At 35.9% G+C, this 17075-nt stretch carries 21 protein-coding genes, 1 pseudogene and 1 riboswitch; of the genes and pseudogenes, 16 read left to right on the forward strand and 6 right to left on the reverse strand.

The genetic code is table 11. The annotated features are described in order from the left end of the window. Together P9M13_05380 and P9M13_05385 are read right to left on the reverse strand one after the other, a co-directional pair. The coding region (locus tag P9M13_05380; GenBank protein MDP8262717.1) for a hypothetical protein at positions 1-182 on the reverse strand (182 nt) is incomplete at its 3' end. 21 nt (positions 183-203) lie between these two features. Further along, positions 204-434: a helix-turn-helix transcriptional regulator gene (locus P9M13_05385; GenBank protein MDP8262718.1), complete on the reverse strand. Its 231-nt coding sequence runs from the start codon at positions 432-434 to the stop codon at positions 204-206. Between the two features lie 352 nt (positions 435-786). On the opposite strand from P9M13_05385, the gene P9M13_05390 reads away from it, so the two are divergent. Together P9M13_05390 and P9M13_05395 are read left to right on the forward strand one after the other, a co-directional pair. Next, a complete protein-coding gene (locus P9M13_05390) occupies positions 787-924 on the forward strand; it encodes a hypothetical protein (GenBank protein ID MDP8262719.1) in 138 nt (45 codons plus the stop codon). 56 nt (positions 925-980) lie between these two features. Then, the gene (locus tag P9M13_05395) at positions 981-1349 is read left to right on the forward strand and encodes a hypothetical protein (GenBank protein MDP8262720.1); all 369 of its coding nucleotides are present in this window, start codon (positions 981-983) and stop codon (positions 1347-1349) included. Between the two features lie 222 nt (positions 1350-1571). On the opposite strand, the pseudogene P9M13_05400 reads toward P9M13_05395, so the two are convergent. Both P9M13_05400 and P9M13_05405 read right to left on the reverse strand, forming a co-directional pair. Continuing rightward, positions 1572-1820: pseudogene (locus P9M13_05400) on the reverse strand (thermonuclease family protein). 55 nt (positions 1821-1875) lie between these two features. Beyond that, on the reverse strand, positions 1876-2562 hold the full coding sequence (locus P9M13_05405; protein ID MDP8262721.1) for a zinc ribbon domain-containing protein: 687 nt from the start codon (positions 2560-2562) through the stop codon (positions 1876-1878). 494 nt (positions 2563-3056) lie between these two features. Between P9M13_05405 and P9M13_05410 the strand changes: the two genes are divergently transcribed. From P9M13_05410 to P9M13_05475, 14 genes are all read left to right on the forward strand, one after another. Beyond that, a complete protein-coding gene (locus P9M13_05410; protein MDP8262722.1) occupies positions 3057-3437 on the forward strand; it encodes a hypothetical protein in 381 nt (126 codons plus the stop codon). A gap of 263 nt (positions 3438-3700) precedes the next feature. Further along, entirely contained in the window at positions 3701-4381 is a 681-nt protein-coding gene (locus tag P9M13_05415) for a hypothetical protein (GenBank protein ID MDP8262723.1), read from the forward strand. Between the two features lie 137 nt (positions 4382-4518). Further along, positions 4519-5034: a thermonuclease family protein gene (locus P9M13_05420; protein MDP8262724.1), complete on the forward strand. Its 516-nt coding sequence runs from the start codon at positions 4519-4521 to the stop codon at positions 5032-5034. 72 nt (positions 5035-5106) lie between these two features. Continuing rightward, a complete protein-coding gene (locus tag P9M13_05425; protein MDP8262725.1) occupies positions 5107-5490 on the forward strand; it encodes a hypothetical protein in 384 nt (127 codons plus the stop codon). Positions 5491-5663: 173 nt separating this feature from the next. Beyond that, a complete protein-coding gene (locus tag P9M13_05430; GenBank protein MDP8262726.1) occupies positions 5664-5993 on the forward strand; it encodes a hypothetical protein in 330 nt (109 codons plus the stop codon). Positions 5994-6079: 86 nt separating this feature from the next. Continuing rightward, positions 6080-6658: a zinc ribbon domain-containing protein gene (locus P9M13_05435; GenBank protein ID MDP8262727.1), complete on the forward strand. Its 579-nt coding sequence runs from the start codon at positions 6080-6082 to the stop codon at positions 6656-6658. A 153-nt stretch (positions 6659-6811) separates the two neighbouring features. Beyond that, complete coding sequence (locus P9M13_05440; protein ID MDP8262728.1) at positions 6812-8086, forward strand: serpin family protein; 1275 nt, start codon at positions 6812-6814, stop codon at positions 8084-8086. A 170-nt stretch (positions 8087-8256) separates the two neighbouring features. Next, on the forward strand, positions 8257-8406 hold the full coding sequence (locus P9M13_05445; GenBank protein ID MDP8262729.1) for a hypothetical protein: 150 nt from the start codon (positions 8257-8259) through the stop codon (positions 8404-8406). A gap of 303 nt (positions 8407-8709) precedes the next feature. Next, a riboswitch (cyclic di-GMP riboswitch) is annotated at positions 8710-8782 on the forward strand. A gap of 136 nt (positions 8783-8918) precedes the next feature. Beyond that, the gene (locus P9M13_05450) at positions 8919-10289 is read left to right on the forward strand and encodes a thermonuclease family protein (GenBank protein MDP8262730.1); all 1371 of its coding nucleotides are present in this window, start codon (positions 8919-8921) and stop codon (positions 10287-10289) included. Continuing rightward, a complete protein-coding gene (locus P9M13_05455; GenBank protein MDP8262731.1) occupies positions 10286-10765 on the forward strand; it encodes a hypothetical protein in 480 nt (159 codons plus the stop codon). The genes P9M13_05450 and P9M13_05455 overlap by 4 nt, the downstream gene beginning before the upstream one ends. Positions 10766-10796: 31 nt before the next feature. Continuing rightward, positions 10797-12434 (forward strand): GlsB/YeaQ/YmgE family stress response membrane protein, encoded by a 1638-nt coding sequence (locus P9M13_05460; GenBank protein ID MDP8262732.1) that lies wholly within the window; start codon positions 10797-10799, stop codon positions 12432-12434. Between the two features lie 93 nt (positions 12435-12527). After that, positions 12528-12803, forward strand: coding sequence for a hypothetical protein (locus P9M13_05465; protein MDP8262733.1), 276 nt, complete (start codon positions 12528-12530; stop codon positions 12801-12803). 7 nt (positions 12804-12810) lie between these two features. Next, positions 12811-13389: a hypothetical protein gene (locus tag P9M13_05470; protein ID MDP8262734.1), complete on the forward strand. Its 579-nt coding sequence runs from the start codon at positions 12811-12813 to the stop codon at positions 13387-13389. Positions 13390-13475: 86 nt separating this feature from the next. Beyond that, the gene (locus P9M13_05475; protein ID MDP8262735.1) at positions 13476-14252 is read left to right on the forward strand and encodes an FRG domain-containing protein; all 777 of its coding nucleotides are present in this window, start codon (positions 13476-13478) and stop codon (positions 14250-14252) included. A gap of 72 nt (positions 14253-14324) precedes the next feature. Here the strand turns inward: P9M13_05475 and P9M13_05480 are convergent, their stop codons facing one another. Continuing rightward, positions 14325-15212: a hypothetical protein gene (locus P9M13_05480; GenBank protein MDP8262736.1), complete on the reverse strand. Its 888-nt coding sequence runs from the start codon at positions 15210-15212 to the stop codon at positions 14325-14327. A 25-nt stretch (positions 15213-15237) separates the two neighbouring features. Beyond that, complete coding sequence (locus tag P9M13_05485; GenBank protein ID MDP8262737.1) at positions 15238-16713, reverse strand: phospholipase D-like domain-containing protein; 1476 nt, start codon at positions 16711-16713, stop codon at positions 15238-15240. Positions 16714-17075: the final 362 nt, after the last annotated feature.

The raw sequence follows: 17075 nt of genomic DNA on the forward strand, positions 1-17075 counted from the left end.
TCGCAGGGCTGGGCTATTCCAATGTAGTATTCTGCTGCTCCCTCCTGAACGTCAGTCGCAGTATTGTGTGGCACTAGGTCATGCCACGCCTCGCCGAGGCTGGCTCGGCTTTTTTGCCCCTTCTTTTCTAAAAATGTATCAGGCATAAATACCTGATGTATAATTATAAATGCTACAGACATATGCTACATATGTCAAATATATTATTTCTCTTTCTTGTATTTAGCTAATATTTGATTGATCATTTCTCTGTCTTTTTGATTGGGTAATCTACCCTGATTAAACCATCTATTTACGGTAGAACGAGATATATGCATAGCCTCGGAAACTTGTCCTTGAGTCCATCCCTCTCTCTCAACTAATTCCTTGAACCTTTTTATTAAATCAATTCTAGGGTCTATGTTGTTTTTTAATTTATTGAAGTCAATCTTCATAATTTTCCGATTTAATAACGTTTAAATTTGCTTACATATTGAACTTTATTATATCAAACCCTCAAAGAAGTAATATAGTCTTTATTTCCCAATAATTGTCTGGCTCTTCAGCCTCTGGTTTTCCCATTTTATCCCTCATCTATATATGCAAGGATGCTACGGATAGTTTTAATAAATATTTCTTCAAAATATTTCTAAAAACTCTTCCGTTCCTCAACCTGTCTTCGACAGGCTTGCATATATAGCTGCCCTCCATATGTGTTCTTCCTATGGTCAGACCACATCTTCCAGGGCGGGATCGTCTTTTTGATTAAAAGAGGCTCGTGTGTCTCTTAAAAAAAAGGAGGGTGTTATGGTTATACATTATTTTGTTAATGATTTAGTTGATGATTATGCGGTGTGTCCAGAGTGTGGTTGTGATCTTGTCCTTCGTGAGGAAGATGGTCTTATATTTGTTTCCTGTGTAGATTGTTCCTTTTGTGAATGTTAGCAGTTTTCCTATCGAGGGCTGCGCTATTCGTTATCACGCAGAGATAGGAGTTCGTTATGTTATATATAGTTACTGTTATACGTTTCTGCTTTTGGGATTTTGTAGGTATGTTTGGTATTGCTCCTAGGGATGTTATGTATAGGGGTAGGTATTTGTATAAGGAGGTTACTGATGATGGTGGCATATATCACTGGAGGCGTACCATTAGAAGTGATTATAGAAGATATTACCGTTTTATACGACAGTATGACGGTGTTGAGGGGTTCCTTAGTGTGCCTCATCATCCCTGGTTTTGTTATCGCATAGCTACTGAGACAGGTTTATGGGAGTTTGATACGAGGGACAGGAGTTATCGTCTTTTACAGTTGAGGGGTAAAATTATTTACCCCTCTAAATACTCTAAGTTTATAAAATCATTTTGTTAGTATATCGAAATATTTGCTTTACATGATAAAAGGTTCCTATACTTTGGAAGTCTATATAGTAATATGTTAGATGCTCGCAACACACGGAGGATTCTCTAATGAAATGGAGTAAATGGCTAGAAAACTGGGATAGGAGTTATCGTTTTCTACAGTTATTAGGGAGTGTTACTTATTCCTGTAAATATGCTCAGCTTTATTGAAGATACAAAAAAATTCTTATGATTATTCTTTCCACAGTCCTCTTTTATTTTCTTTTGCCTCTCTATAAGCCTTTGTGAACTTGTCTTTGTATTTAATATTAGGTGGTATCGTCATAGGACTGGCATATCCTGATTTTATTATTTCTTCGTTTAACATCTCGCCGTTTTTTAGATAAACATATCCTAAAAGCCTTCCATATTTATCTTGTTTTTGCACATCATATTCTATTGTCATCTCATCGCCCTTACCGACAAGGCTTTTTGTATGATTTGTAGCTTGTTGATGTCAATCATTTGAGTTCCATTATTTTTAAGGCTCAAATATCTTAAAACTTGTTTACATCTTTTTTGTAAGTCTTCTTCTCTTTTTTTATGCTCTCTAGGTATTCCTTATGCATTCTTTCATCAGAATAATGTAAAATTGTTTTCGTGTATTCTGATTTGTCCAATATTATACTTCCGATATTGAAATGCCAAAGACATTTATGGGGCGTTCTCTCAACACCTTTTTGACCAGTGGGAAGTCCATATTTTTTTGTTAATATTGCTTCCAAAACATTAGCAATTGAATTTGTCTCCCATGCTATAACTATCCAATAAAGAGAATCATCATTGTGGAAAAAGAAAAGTCTGACAGTGCATTCTTCACCTAGTATTTTATCCTTGTATTGAATAATGCTATGTTCTTTATCTATATCGATATCTTTTTTCATTTCCAATTTTAGCTGTTTTTTAACCTCATCAAAAGGTGTTCCCCATTCATAATCCTCAAACTTGATGCTAGTAACATTGATGCTTGAAGTTGAGGAGCTAACCTCTTTTGATTTGCTCCATTTAACAAAATATCCAACAACACATACAAAAATAATAATGGGGATAATATAAGCAGAATATTTAAGCCATCTTGGATTGCTCTTCTTTACCACACTGAAACTTGATAAATCTCGTTTGCAATATTTGCAGAATATAGCTTCTTTCTGTATCTCTTCGGCACAATAAGGACACTTTTTCACGATATTTCTCCTCATATCCTGTAAATCATTATAAAAATCGGTAGTTTTTAAATTCTAAAGAAATTATATCATTTTAATATGAAAATTGTATATAATGATAAAATGAGAAACTTCTCAAAGTATTTAAATAATTGGATGTCTGTAATTAATAAACTTGCATAACAATTCGTTTTAGCTTGCCCTTCAACTTAAGTGTTTTTGTTTCCTCAAGCAATCAAAAGCCAATAAGGAATGTCGGCTTTATTTATTCATAAACAATATCTTCTTTCAGGCTCAATGTAGAATTCTAATAACTGAACAAATTGTTTATGAATAGCCTCCTTATAAATTTATACGCTTGTTCTTTGATGAGATAGTATCCCTTACGGTATACAAACTCATATTCGTCACTCGCTCTTATTAATAAAACCACTGTAGGGGACAATGGTGATTGTTTTTATAATAGCCATTTGTGAAGCAAGGGGTTTAAGCTGTTTTACTAAGCACTAAGCAAAGTGCCCCTATTGTTTCAGTCATTGCCGAACCCAACCTATGAGGAAATCGGTTTAAACTTTGTTGTGACGTTTAAAAAGGCCGAGACAAAATATCGTGGCGGATTAAATGGCGGTGAAAGTGCAGAGAAAGTATTCGGGTCTATTAATGAAAATATATTCATTAAAACTACCCAAAAAGCTGTCCAGAAAACTACCCAGAAACAAGATGATATTTTGGCTTATTTGTCCAAGTGCCACAAAGCAGGCAGAGAAGAAATAGCAAAAACCATAGAAGGAATAAGCGTGTCAGGTGTGAAATACAATCTGAAAATTTTGCAAGATAGAGGATTGCTTAAGCGAGTAGGTTCTCCAAAGGGTGGACATTGGGAAGTGTTAATTTAAATTATACCCCTCTAAATACTCTAAGTTCATAGAATCATTGTAAAAAATAATATTAGTTTGATATTTATATAAATAATGTTATACTAAGCTTTTATCCACAAAGGGAGGGAAAGAGTGACTTGAATAATTATATAAATCTATAAAGGCAACTCTTAAAATATGAGGGCTGCCTTTTTTTATTTGGCAAGATGTTGAATGAAGATATTCTAGAATATAATGTCATTATGCTGTTGAATATACCTTAACTATATACAGGAGAAAAAATGATAAAAATAATAAAAGTTACAATCGTGCTTCTTTTGTTATCTTGTCCTAGTATACTCGCTATTGCTAAAGCTAATATTGATTTTGAAATTCTTGATGAACAGACAGTTGATGCACCCCTTAAAACTGAAATTGTTCAACAAATTCTAATCAAAGGGGATTTATCAAAAGAAAAAATAACCAAATTTATCTGGGAACGATATAATTCGTTGAAAAGCCGCCATGGGTTCAAGTTTCACTCTTCTCCCACCAATATAGGAGTACATCTTTACATTTCAAAAGAACATTATAATTCTGGAATGGGGCAATGGATTGCAATGATTTATAATAGAGTTGATAGAAGTAATCCAAAGGTTATATATTCTATGAATTTTCAAGGACAACTTGAAAACTTAAGCGCCAAACCAGAAATAATATCTGGAATTTCTGAAGAAAAGAGGAAACAAATTTGGAAAGAATCTATCCATGCTGAGGACAGATCGTGGGCAGAAGCCGAAAAGGCTATATCTAATCCTCAATCCATGGAAGACTTAAAACGAATTGGCGAACTGCAAGAAACATTAAATGAAAAATACAATGCAGAAATTATCAAGAAATATGGGATAAATAAAGAAATCCTTAAAGAGGTTAAATTAGAAGGCTTAAAAAAAGGTTGGCCAATGCCGCCAGAAGAATATTAAACTCCTAACATTAAAATACGAGAGAACAGTATTATTTTATTCTGATGTAGAATTTCATAAAGAATATCTTGAGGTAATAGAAAAACAGACGGAGACTTACAAAAAAGATGCAAATAAGTTTTAATATTGGAGTTATAATGATTGCAAGATTTAGACTAATAACCTATTTATTTTCCCTTATTTTATCTCTTACATCTGCCTTACCTGTGCAAGCTGAAAATATATATACAGTAGTAAGGGTTATAGATGGAGATACTATTGAAATAAAATATAAAGACAAGATAGAAAGTGTAAGACTTATAGGCATTGATACGCCTGAGAGCAGGGCAAATAAAAAAGCTTGGAGAGATGCAAAGAGAAGCGGTCGGGATATACGGACAATAACCAAGATGGGGAAACAGGCTGTTGGATACGTAAAAACCCTTGTTAAAGGGGGTGATGAGGTAAAAATAGAGTTTGATGTTCAGAAACGGGATAAGTATAAGAGGCTTTTAGGGTATGTTTATCTAAGAAATGGCAAGATGTTAAACGAGGAGATAATAATCGCAGGGTATGCCAGTCCTATGACAATACCGCCGGATGTGAAATATCAGGATAAATTCTTAAATGCTTACAAAGAAGCTAGGAAAAATAAGAGAGGGATTTGGAAATAAAAACAGGAGTAATGGATAAAGTAGAGATAGAAAATTGACTAATAGTGGGAAAGTTAGAAGAAAGGAGAAAAAATGAATGAATTGGGAAAACAAATACTGGAAGCAATAAATAAGCAAGAACCCCAAAAAATTTTAGAAACAGATAAAAAAGGAATACACATATGTTTTATTGCTTCGTATGTAAGTCCTAAATCAGAATATGATATAAAAGAATTTAACCGCGAAATTTCAAATCTTAAAAAAGAAGGATACATCACTCTGTCTAGTTTGTCTGACAGAGAACCAAACCCAAACGAATTAGAAGCTGCACTAGAAGGGTGGATAAAAGAACATAAAGAGCATATAGAAGAATATGAAAAGTTCATGAAAGAATATAAAGATGAATTCGAGGGAAACCCCCATAATTACTATACTAATATTACAGCTAAGGGAATGAAGGTCTTAGGAAATAACTAACCTGTTGGTTTTCTGACGCATATAGTTTAAAAGGTGTCCTCTTTATATTGAGAAGCTTGAAAAAATAGAAGGAAGAACGTATGGGTGTAAGAAATCTGGGTTAAGAAGGGAGTTTTTACTAGGTATATAAAAATGTATGCACGAGTGTAGAAAACGATAAACAAGGGAGGTGTATGATGGAAATTGTGGCATTTATTACGATTTTTGCATCGGTAATATTCGGTTTTGTGTTATTTGTACTCATTCTACTCGCTCCATTCTTCCTGTATTACACAATGGAAAATACAAAAGAGTCTCTTGAGGAGTTAAAGAAAATTAATCAAAACATATTACAATTATGTATGGGTAGAAAAAGTGATTATAAACAACCTACAGAAAACAAACCTACTCGTGGGGAACAGGAAATGAAACAATGTCCATTTTGTGCTGCTGAGATAGAGAAAGAAGCACTCTATTGTAAGTACTGCAAGCGGAACACGTCGGAGAAATTGAAAGATGGATAAGGAAAAGTATATTTTAAATGAAGAAATTCTTAAAGAAGTTCAATTAGAAGGCTTAAAAAAGGGTGGGGTATATAAAAGGGGCAAATATGAAAAAATGTCCATATTGTGCTGAAGAAATACAAGATGATGCTATTAAGTGTAGATACTGCGGGGAGTTGCTGAATAAAGAGATAAATCCTACCAAAGAAGAAGATTCTGATTTTGATAGTGAAGGATTTATGAAAGACCCCATAACTGAAAAAGTGCAAGTTCAAAAGACTAAAGTTAGTCGCAATATTGGATGTTTGCCAGCATTTTTTGTTATTCTTCTTTGTACTATTATGTTTGTTGTGCTTGGGCGTTCTTGTGAAACTACAAAAACAAGAAAAACATCATTAACGGGTGTTTATAAATGGGGAGAGATATTATCTGGTGTTGACCAACGAGAGCATTCCACAGAACAGTTCGTATCAATGCTAAATATTATTCATAATAATCATCCTAATTATTCATATGAAAAAATTAGTGATCTGTTGTCTTATTATTGGTGGCAACTTTATCAACAATTGCCAGATTTATCATTTTGCGAATTTGTAAAATCCATAAGTAAAGAATCAAAAAGAACAGATGTGGATTTAAATGAGATTATGGCTCGATATATGCTTTTAAAGGAAAGGGGTTACTAGTATCATAAATACTTGAGAGTTAATATAGAATGATAAATATTAATTAGCCATAAAGAGATAGTTCGTAAAATAAAAAAGAAGGACAATATTCAGGAGCTTAATAGTATGTACTCAGAACTCCATGATAGCAACCATAGGGATGTTGGTGAAAGAATGAAAAAGATAATGAATAGGCCCATGCACAGTAGAGTGATGTATGTAACGGCGGGTATTTTGTGCGCGTTAATGGTGATGTATGCGTTGGCCGCGAGCCCCGTTATCTGTGCTCAGGAAAATGATGACGTATATGCGGTTGCCAAAAGCACGAATGTTTTTGCGTCCGAGCTGTTTTACTGGTTGTCGCCGGACGAGGGTAACCTGTTTTTTTCTCCCTACGGCATTTCTTCGGCGCTGGCGATGACGTACGCGGGTGCGCGGGGTAATACCGCTGTGCAGATGGCCCGCGTTCTGGCTTTTACCCTGCCGCCGGAAAAGCTCGATCCCGCGATGTTGGAATTGATGGGGATGTTGCATGCCATGGACAACGGGTATCAGCTTTTTGTCGCTAACGCGTTGTGGGCTCAAACCGGCTATGCTTTCCGTCCGGAGTTCCTGACCGTTATAGACAAGTATTACTCCGCCGGCTTTAAAGAGGTTGACTACAATGACGCAACAGAGAGAGAGCAAACGAGGCAGAAGATCAACACGTGGACGGCGGAAAATACCGGAAACAAGATAATTGAGCTGATCAAGCCGAAGGTATTGGACGAAGGGACCCGGCTGGTGCTGACCAACGCAATTTATTTCAAGGGTATGTGGCGGTTTCCGTTCAAGGCAAAGTCAACCGAGGAAGATTCGTTTAACGTTTCGCCTCAGGAACCGCCGGTGCGCGTTCCCATGATGCACCAGACGGGGAAGTTCAAATACGCAGAAGATCAGGACGTGCAGATTCTGGAGATGCCGTATGCCGGCGGCGGCCTGGCGATGGTGATCGTGCTTCCCCGGTCGTTCACCAAGATGAGGGATGTACGGGATGCGTTGTCGAGGGACCTCGACAGCAGGCTCGCCCGTCTTTCCGCGCGAAAAGTGCAGGTGTCTCTGCCGCGTTTCAAGGTGGAGAAGGAATGTATCCTGAACGAACCGTTGATCGAACTCGGGATGGTTTACGCTTTCGATGCGCGGTCCGCCGATTTTTCTGGGATGACATCCGATCCGGCAGGGCTGTACATATCGAAGGTCATTCACAAGGCGTTTATCGAAGTAAACGAAGAGGGAGCGGAGGCGGCTGCGGCTGCCGCTGTCCTCATGAACGTGAGTGCGCGTTCCTCCGTTCGTCAAACACCGACCATTTTTGTTGCTGACCGGCCGTTTTTCTTCCTGATCCGTGATACCCGCACAGGCGCTGTCTTGTTCATGGGGCGGTTGTCCGATCCGCGACAGGAATTCTGAGGACAGAACACTTAATTATTGAGTCAGATAAGGAGAATGTTATGGCTACAAAAAAGAAAGAAGCTTCAAAAACAAAGAGAAGTGTTGTTGTTCACAAAAAAGATATTAGTGTAGATAATATTTATCAAATGTTGAATGTTGTTGAGAATAATATTTAGGAGCTAACCAGGATGTATGCAGAATTACCCGACAGCAATCACCGGGATGTTGGTGGAAGAATGAAGCCGACAACAAAACAAATGGAAATAGCAAAACAAATCAAAAGCGCTCAAGTAAGAGCGGATAGATTAATGAGAATAATTGAGAAACAGATGTTATAGAGAAAAGGGAGTTGCTCCCTTTTTGAAAATCCTTTTTACCTCTATATATTAATATGTTATGAGGAATAAAAATGACAAATATAAAAAAAAGAACAGTTTTTATATAGAAACAGCAATTAAATATTATAAATACACAATTAAAAGACTTCCTAAACACTTCTGTCTTTTGGCCTTTGGATTCACACCGTTTAGATGAATATTTGGGTTGACCAGGCCCATATAAGCCCATATAAGCCCTTGACAAAGTTAGAGTTATCCTATATAATACACTTGTACGTATAGCATAAGGAGGGTACTAAGAAAATCTGTTTTTGGTAAACCATTCGGAAGATTGGGACACAAAGCCAGGGACCTATCGGGTTGCCCAGCTGCCGTGAAAGACCACGTTAAGCATCTTCGATGTATTTATTGTTATGGCTTTTGTAGCATCAATAAAAAATGTCGCAGACATCCCAATCGTTCGTAAAGAATGGTTGGTTTTTTTATGTTTACAGTGGGAGGAGGTAATCAAGATGATTAAATGGTACGCTATCGTCTCTTTTGCGCTATTCCTGTTTCTGCTGCCTCCCGACACTTTTTCCGCCAGAAATGACCATTCTGAAGCAATATTCAATATGCTTGCTTCCAAAACGGGATTCAAAGAAGCCCGCGATATACGACGACAATTCAAAGTATTAGCACCAAATGCAAGAATTGCTAATTCTGTTCTGAAAATCGCAACAAGAACTAGAGCTTCCTTTTACAAATATTTAAACTGTACCAGACATTGGGATCATCCGACTATTATCAAGATATACCCAACAAAGAAAATGTACAAATTTGCAACTGGGCATAAAGGGTCTGTTGGTTTTGCAGTATTCATGTCTACAAAGGGAATAAAAAAACGGCTCATTGCTGCGTATTATGACCATGAGGATTTTGAGAATACGTTACATCATGAAATTGTCCATCAACTTACTAGAGATCTCGCTGTCCCTAAAAATTATATCCATCCGAAAAATGTAAAAAAGATGTCCACTCCGCTTTGGATAGACGAAGGATTGGCGGAATATCTAACGGCAAACAAAAAGGGAAGAGATAAATACAAGATAAAGGTTGGGAAGGCCCTTAAAGAAAATCGTGCATTTAGTTTAATAGAATTAATATCATTCAAGAAATATCCAAGCCGTGATCCCATTCTTTTTTATGCACAATCTTATTCCCTTATTTCATTTCTTGCCAAAGTTCCAAACTTCCGTGTTAAATTAAGAAATTTAGCAACCTCGTCTTACAAACTTGAGCCACGTCAAAGACTATTAAAACCGTATTCTAGAGATTTTAACAATTTAAATGAAATCTCGATGAAATGGCGCAAATATGCAATGCGAGAATATGTGAGAACAAAAGGAAAACAAGAAGACAGAAAAGTCACCGCAAAAAGCGCTTCAGTGAGCAATGCCGGACTATACATTATGGTTATTGTTGATGAGATCTTAGATGGTGATACTCTCAAGGTTATTTACAATGGCAATAAAGAGAGCGTGAGGCTAATAGGTGTGGATACCCCTGAGAGTAAAGTGAATAAGAAAGCTAAAAGGGATGCAAAGAAAAGCGGTGATGATATTAAGGTAATAACTGCTATGGGAAAAGAAGCTACTTTGTACACAAAGAGCCTCGTTAAAAAGGGAGATATGGTAACATTGAAATTTGATGTTCAGAAGAGGGATAGATATAGAAGATTATTAGGATATGTTTATCTTAAGAATGGAAAGATGTTAAACGAAGAGATAGTAAAAGGTGGCTATGCAAGCCCTATGACGATACCGCCAAATGTTAAATATCAGAGTAAGTTTCTAAAGGCATATAAGAAGGCAAGGCAATATAAAAAGGGGTTGTGGAAATGAAAAAATGTCCATATTGTGCTGAAGAGATACAAGATGATGCTGTTAAGTGTAAACATTGTCTGAGGTTTCTTAATGAAAGTATTCAAGGGCAGGAATCTGCTGGTAATGCGACTATGATCAGGCAATCTAATAATAAATCAATAAATAAGAGTACATCAAACTCAATCATCATGTTGGGTGTGCTTGGTCTCGTCTCTTTCATAATATATTTTACGACAGGTTTTTTTGTGATACAGCCAATAGGTGCTATCCCGGATGGTGCTACGGTATGGTATTGGCGTGCCGGTACAAAACTGCCTTTTATTGGATCAGCCGATGGCTTATTGTTCAAGACACAAGGGGGGGTATCGTTGATGGGTAGAGCAGTCTTTCTTGGAGGATTTGCCAAGATACTAGCGGACAGGAAAATTGTTGTATTGCCTTACAGTAGAACGTTGTACCTGATTTCCACCGGTGGACGAGATTTCGATCGATAATTTAAAAAAACGCAAGATATGGGGATGAGTAATGGGGATTATTATTTGGATAGTATTGTCAATTGTAGCTGGTATCATTGCTGAGCAGAAAGGGAGATCTGGGATCGGCTTTTTTTTCTTATCAGTGCTATTAAGTCCGTTTGTTGGGATTATTGTAGCGTTAGTTGTAAAACAGAATTATGCTAAAATTGAAGAGAAACAGTTAAAATCAGATGATTATAAGAAGTGTCCATTTTGTGCAGAGATTATCAAAAAGTCAGCTATAAAATGTAGATATTGTTGCGAAAATCTTGAATTGGAAAAGCCAGAGGCTACTAAAGGGGAAAATATTGTGGCTCCGAGTTGTATTGAAGCACTACAAAAGGGGGAATCCAACCCGCAACATAAGAATGGCATAAATCAAGATGTTGTGGATGAGAAAGTTATTCAGGAAAAAAGAAATGATGTTCTATGTGTGGGTAAGCTGTTGCCTTGGATCGGCAGAATAACGAGCTTTCATATTACAGTGATCATATTATTGCTTGTATCTGTGGCGGTGCTTTATACAGTGGTAAGCGATTATTATAAACTTATGCCAAAACAAGAATATAGTGAAATGGAAAAACAAGAGGGCAAAGTTTTAGCCGACAGTCAAAAAGTGGTAAAAGACGCGAAAGAGCTTCTAAGAGAGTCGTATCAAAAAACAAAAATTAAGGAACAAAATAAAGCATTTGGTTCGTTAGAGTTTGGTGACAGTGAAGATGTGGTGATAAAAAAGATAAGTCAAGATAGCAATATTACCATAAAGGATGGTTCTCATGGATATTTTGATACCACTATCTCTTTAGGGGACTATGAGTATACAATCTATTTTAATGATGCAAATGATGAACGAATAGCTTATAGCCGCAATATGTCAAGAAGTAATCGTTTAGCGAAGGTTGTGATAAGTTCTGAATGGCTAAAGTATGAGTATATTGTGGTTTTGCCTAAGAGATGGAATATTTTGGTCAAAATAATTAAAGATGTTTATGGCCCAGCAGATTATGAGATAGAGTATCCTTCCCCATTATCGATTGGGCGAATGAGGGTCAAGACCACTCACGCATGGTATTGTGGCAGGAAAACAATAATGGTGATGATAATGAAAGGCGACCCACTTTATTCGGCGCAATGTTGGATATATGATAATGAATTGATGGAAAAGCAAAACAAGATGGAAGATGATCGCAAAAGAGAAGATATAAACCAAAAGAAGTATTTGTTTGGTGGTGGCATAAAAAAAGAAAAAAATACAGAAACAATGATGGTTACCAAGAAGCCATATAGTCCAAAAAAAGAATTTGAATTGAAGATGAGTAAATTAATGGAAAAATACCCAATTATTTATGGTAAAAATGATAAAGGGTATTGGTATGAGTCAATAGGCGGTAAACATTACTTTAATACAGCTGAAGAATACGAGCAAATTAGAAGTGGAGCATTTGAAGGGGAAAAAGACTTTAAAGAAATACGCTGGGGGCATATAAAAAAAGGTATGAAAATTGCGGTAAGATTACTAAATGGAAGTGTGATAAGTGGCAAGGTTAATAAAGTAAATGAAAGAAGTATTGTTATTGATATGTATGAAGGAAAGGCATTTATCACTTTTGATTATGATGAAATATCTGACATTAGCGTTGTTGAATAAGAGGCATAGAAACGGTCTAGAGAAAAATATTGGGGGTGAGGATGGATAATAGATAGAAAAACCACTAATGAAGTATATATTAAGGAGAAGATTATGGCCTCAAAGAAGAAAGAAGCGACAAGAACTAAAAGAAGTGTTGTAATTCATAAAAAAGATGTCAATGTAGATAATATTTATCAGATGTTGAATGTTGTTGAGAATAATATTCAGGAACTCACTAGGATGTATGCTGAATTGCCTGACAGCAATCATCGGGATGTTGGTGGGAGAATGAAACCGACAACCAAGCAAATGGAAATTATAAAGCAAATCAAAAGCGCTCAAGCTAGAGCTGATAGGTTAATGAGAATCATTGAAAAACATTGGTAGGGTGAAAATGAAAACATTTTTTAGGATCATTTGTATAGGGTTATTAGTCGTATTATTTTCAGAATTTAGCTTTGCCAAGGAATTCAATTTTAGGAAAACAAATTGGGGAATGTCCATTGCACAAGTTAAGTCTTCAGAACCCCCGGCTAAGTGGGAGGGAGATGGAAATAGGTTGCTTTATAAAACTAATGTAATTGGTAAAGATGTAATCATCGCATACTATTTCGTTGACAATCAGTTAGTGCGAGCAGAATATGTGTTAGTGGATAACCATACGAATTTAAACGATTTCATAGGAGATTATACTGATTTTGAAGAGATATTAATTAAAAAATACGGAAAGCCAAAACGAGATGAACAAGTATGGAGAAACGATTTGTTCAAAGAAAAGCATTCAGATTGGGGCATGGCCATAAGCGTTGGGCATTTAATGTATTATTCTAGTTGGGAAACACAGGATACGGAGATAGATATTTTGTTAATGGGGGAAAACTACATTGTAAAGTGTGTGGTGGAATATAGAAGTAAGAATCTAAAAGCAAAGGAAAAAAAAGCTCGAGAGAAAAAAGCATTGGATGTATTCTAGGAGGCTGCTAATGTTTAGTTGCTCAAAAAGGTGGAATATTGTGCAGACAAAAAAGAAACTCGTATATTAATTGTTAGGAAAAAAATATGATACAAGATAAGCTTTTTGCAGACAAAACAGGAGCTGAAGGCTACAAAATAGAATCTGTTGGCGATATAATTAAATTAGTTGTCGGAAAAAATAAACAACGATATTTTAGAGGGCAAGCCAATGTAAGTTGGGAAATTCGACCTAGTATCGGTCGAAACAATTTTGAGATTGGTGGACATAAAATATTGACCTCTTTAAAAAAAGATCAAGAGGAGGAATTGTTGCATAGATTTCGGAGACATACTTATGAGCATCAGGGAAGAATCCTCGATAAATGGGAAGCTCTTTTTTTAGCAAGGCACCACGGTTTACCAGTGAGACTATTAGATTGGACAACAAATCCTTTAGTTGCGCTTTATTGGGCGTCCATAGGAGGGCATAATAGCGATGGAGTGATTTGGGTATTCGAGAGGAGGAAGCGTAAACTTAAGGATAGTATCGACGTGTTTGATAAGAAATATAAAAATCCCGAAGATATCAAGGGAATAAGAATTATACATCCCTTTTATCCTTCAAAACGCATGACCGCTCAAGCTGGTATATTTACTATTCATAAGAACCCCGCCGAGGATATTGCAGAAATATCTAAAACAAAACATGGTAATAATAATGATATATTAAAAGGTTTTAAGTGTTTGGTGCCAAATAGTAGCAAAATGGAAATATTAAGACAATTGGATAGATTGAATATTAATGAACGTCTACTTTTTCCAGAGTTAGATGGTATTGCAAAAGGTTTGCTCTATACAGAATTGTTGTTTGGATGTAAGTAGGAAAAGGGGTCATACCTGATTTAAATTGATTTAAGTATAAAAAAGTTAGGCAGTATACATGGTCACTCTCATCTAAAAATATTCGTTCAATTTCTTTGGCTCCACTAACTCTTGTCTATCGATATACATTGTGCCATCAGACTTGATATTGATAGACCATTTTATTAGTACTATTTTGCCATTTTGTATCTCAATTCCTGTGATACAACGTGGGTGCACACAACTGCCTGTATTAAAATATGGTGGTTCATTAGGATTAGGGAATACTGAACGGTGAGTATGGCCTGCTATTATGATTTGATTGTTATCTTTTGCCCAGTTACTGATTTCTTTTTCAATCTTTATACGTGTTTTGAAATTCTTTGCAGGGCTGGTAGTGTCCTCAACTCCGATTGATTGAAGAAGTTTCCAGATAGTGCTGACACACAACCTGCCAACCCACCAGAAAGAGTCATTCAAAAATTGTCCCTGGTGTCCATGTGTTAGGAATATTTTATTTTTTGTATCCGAGTATTGAAGTATTAAACCTTCATGTGTTTCAATACCTTCAAATAGCGGTTCATGGCAATCCTTACGTTCGTTATAATAGCCGTAAAGGTGCTTCTTAACGTTCTTCGGATTTTTCCATTTTCTGTTGTGATTTCCCCAGATAAAATAAAATCTATTATTCTGATGAAATTTACTCATTAGCTTAAATATATGGCTATAGGCACTTCTTATAGTAGTAAATTTTCTGTTTTCCCAAAGCTCATCTCCATCTCCGATTTCAATGTAGGCAAATCCGTTGTTATAGTAGTAATTCAACGCATAAAAAAAGATATTTTGATTATGAGAAAAGTCATCTGCCAAGCTATTATCACCCCGGTGGCAATCGCTAAATAAAATGAATTTAGATGAATCATCAAATGGAATTTCCTTTGATGAGTTAAATACTTCGGTTAGGCGATTGCCAGTAAACATAACTAGATTTCCATTTTTTGATTATTCATTTATTTGTTTTCATTGCCATGCTCTGTAATATACCCTTCACATAGGCAATGCTTCTTTTTGGGTTATCTTTTGACCTATCTTTTATCTTATCGAAAGCGAAGTTAACTTTATCAATCCCATACTCATCTACCATATTTATAATATCTTCTATATCAACTAGATTATTTTCACAAAAGACAATTTTGGCATATTCCTGTGCCTCTTTGACCTTGTCTTTTCCATATTTGTCGTAGAGCTTTTCTAATTCCTTGTCAAAATTTTCAATACTGTATAAATTCTTTAACCTATATCTATTTGGCAGTCTGTTATCATATCCTCTGCCAGAATCAATATTTCCATATTCGATTTCGAGCAAATTCCAATGTCTAAGTTCAGCCATTCCATCACTGATTCTTTCTTTACCAACTTTGTATTTTTCAACTAATGCCTTTTTACTCATCATCCACATCCTATGTTCAGGCCCGCCCTCTATAAGATTTATGAAATAACAATATCTTCCGGAAAGTGATAATCTCATATCCCAACCTTCTTGCCAGAATTTCTCAGGAATCTCAAAATATTTCTTTTTAGTATCATTAAATGGTTTTAATACAACTTTAGCATTTTTCCCTCTTACAGGTGTGTATTTGAGAAGTCCGTATTTATTTTGTAAATTCCTCAATGAATGATAACCCAGCATTTCCCTGTATCTTTCTTTCGACAATCTGTCGGAAATCCCAATATATTCAGCGACTTTCTTATAATCAAAGTCAATTGTCTCATCAGGTTTGTAGTGTCCAACAAGATACATATATACGTCCCAGAAATAATCATTTGAATGAGAAACAAAATCACTCAATACGGTAATCATAATATCATTATTAAAAATGATATATTTTTGAGATATCTTAGCGCTTGCCTCATGATCAATCTGTATCTTTTTAAAATCATCCAGAAAATCGCTTGCGACTTCTTCTGATTTAAAAAGCACAGAGTATTCATTACTCCTAGTTAAAGCATTCTTTGTCCAGTTATGGCTACCAATAATGACTATCTCATCGTCAATAAGGATACATTTACCATGAGTGTATATCTCAAGCTTATCAAAAGAAACATCTATACCATTTGCTTTAAGATAATCAAAAGCCCTTCTATTTTTCTCTGCCTTTTCATAATCCCTCCCAAGAAGCCTGGTCCCCTTAAAGACTATTGTTTGATCGAGGATAACCTTAACATCAACACCACGTTCTTTAGCTTTAACCAGGTCATTAACCAATATAGAGACCGTAGATTTAGGTTGGTCTTTTTTGAAATTAATATAGTACATGACAAGATAAATAGAGTCTTTGGCTTCAGCGAAAGATTTATGAACAGCAGTAAAGTACTCCTGATTACTCAAAGGTGTAATTTCTTCTGAAAGTGCATTAGAAGAGAATAGGGGAGAGAGAAGACTAAAAAGAATTATTGAAGTTAGAAGTAAACGTTTAATCATGTCTCAAATTATAGTCTAACCATTACATAAAATCAAATCCAATAAGGAGTGTCGGCTTTATTTATTCACAAATAATATCTTCTTATACAATCCAGCCAAAAGTCTGTGGGAAGAAAAAATTATTTGTGCATAGCCTCCTTATAAATTCGCTCGCACCTTAATAAGATTATATTCCTTACAGGAAACAAACTCATCAAGCCGCTCGCAAAAAAACACCCAAGGAAAAGCAAAAACAAAAAGAAGGGGCAAAAAAGCCGAGCCAGCCTCGGCGAGGCGTGGCATGACCTAGTGCCACACAATACTGCGACTGACGTTCAGGAGGGAGCAGCAGAATACTACATTGGAATAGCCCAGCCCTGCGA

The sequence above is a fragment of the Candidatus Ancaeobacter aquaticus genome, assembly GCA_030765405.1.
GTDB lineage: Bacteria > Auribacterota > Ancaeobacteria > Ancaeobacterales > Ancaeobacteraceae > Ancaeobacter > Ancaeobacter aquaticus.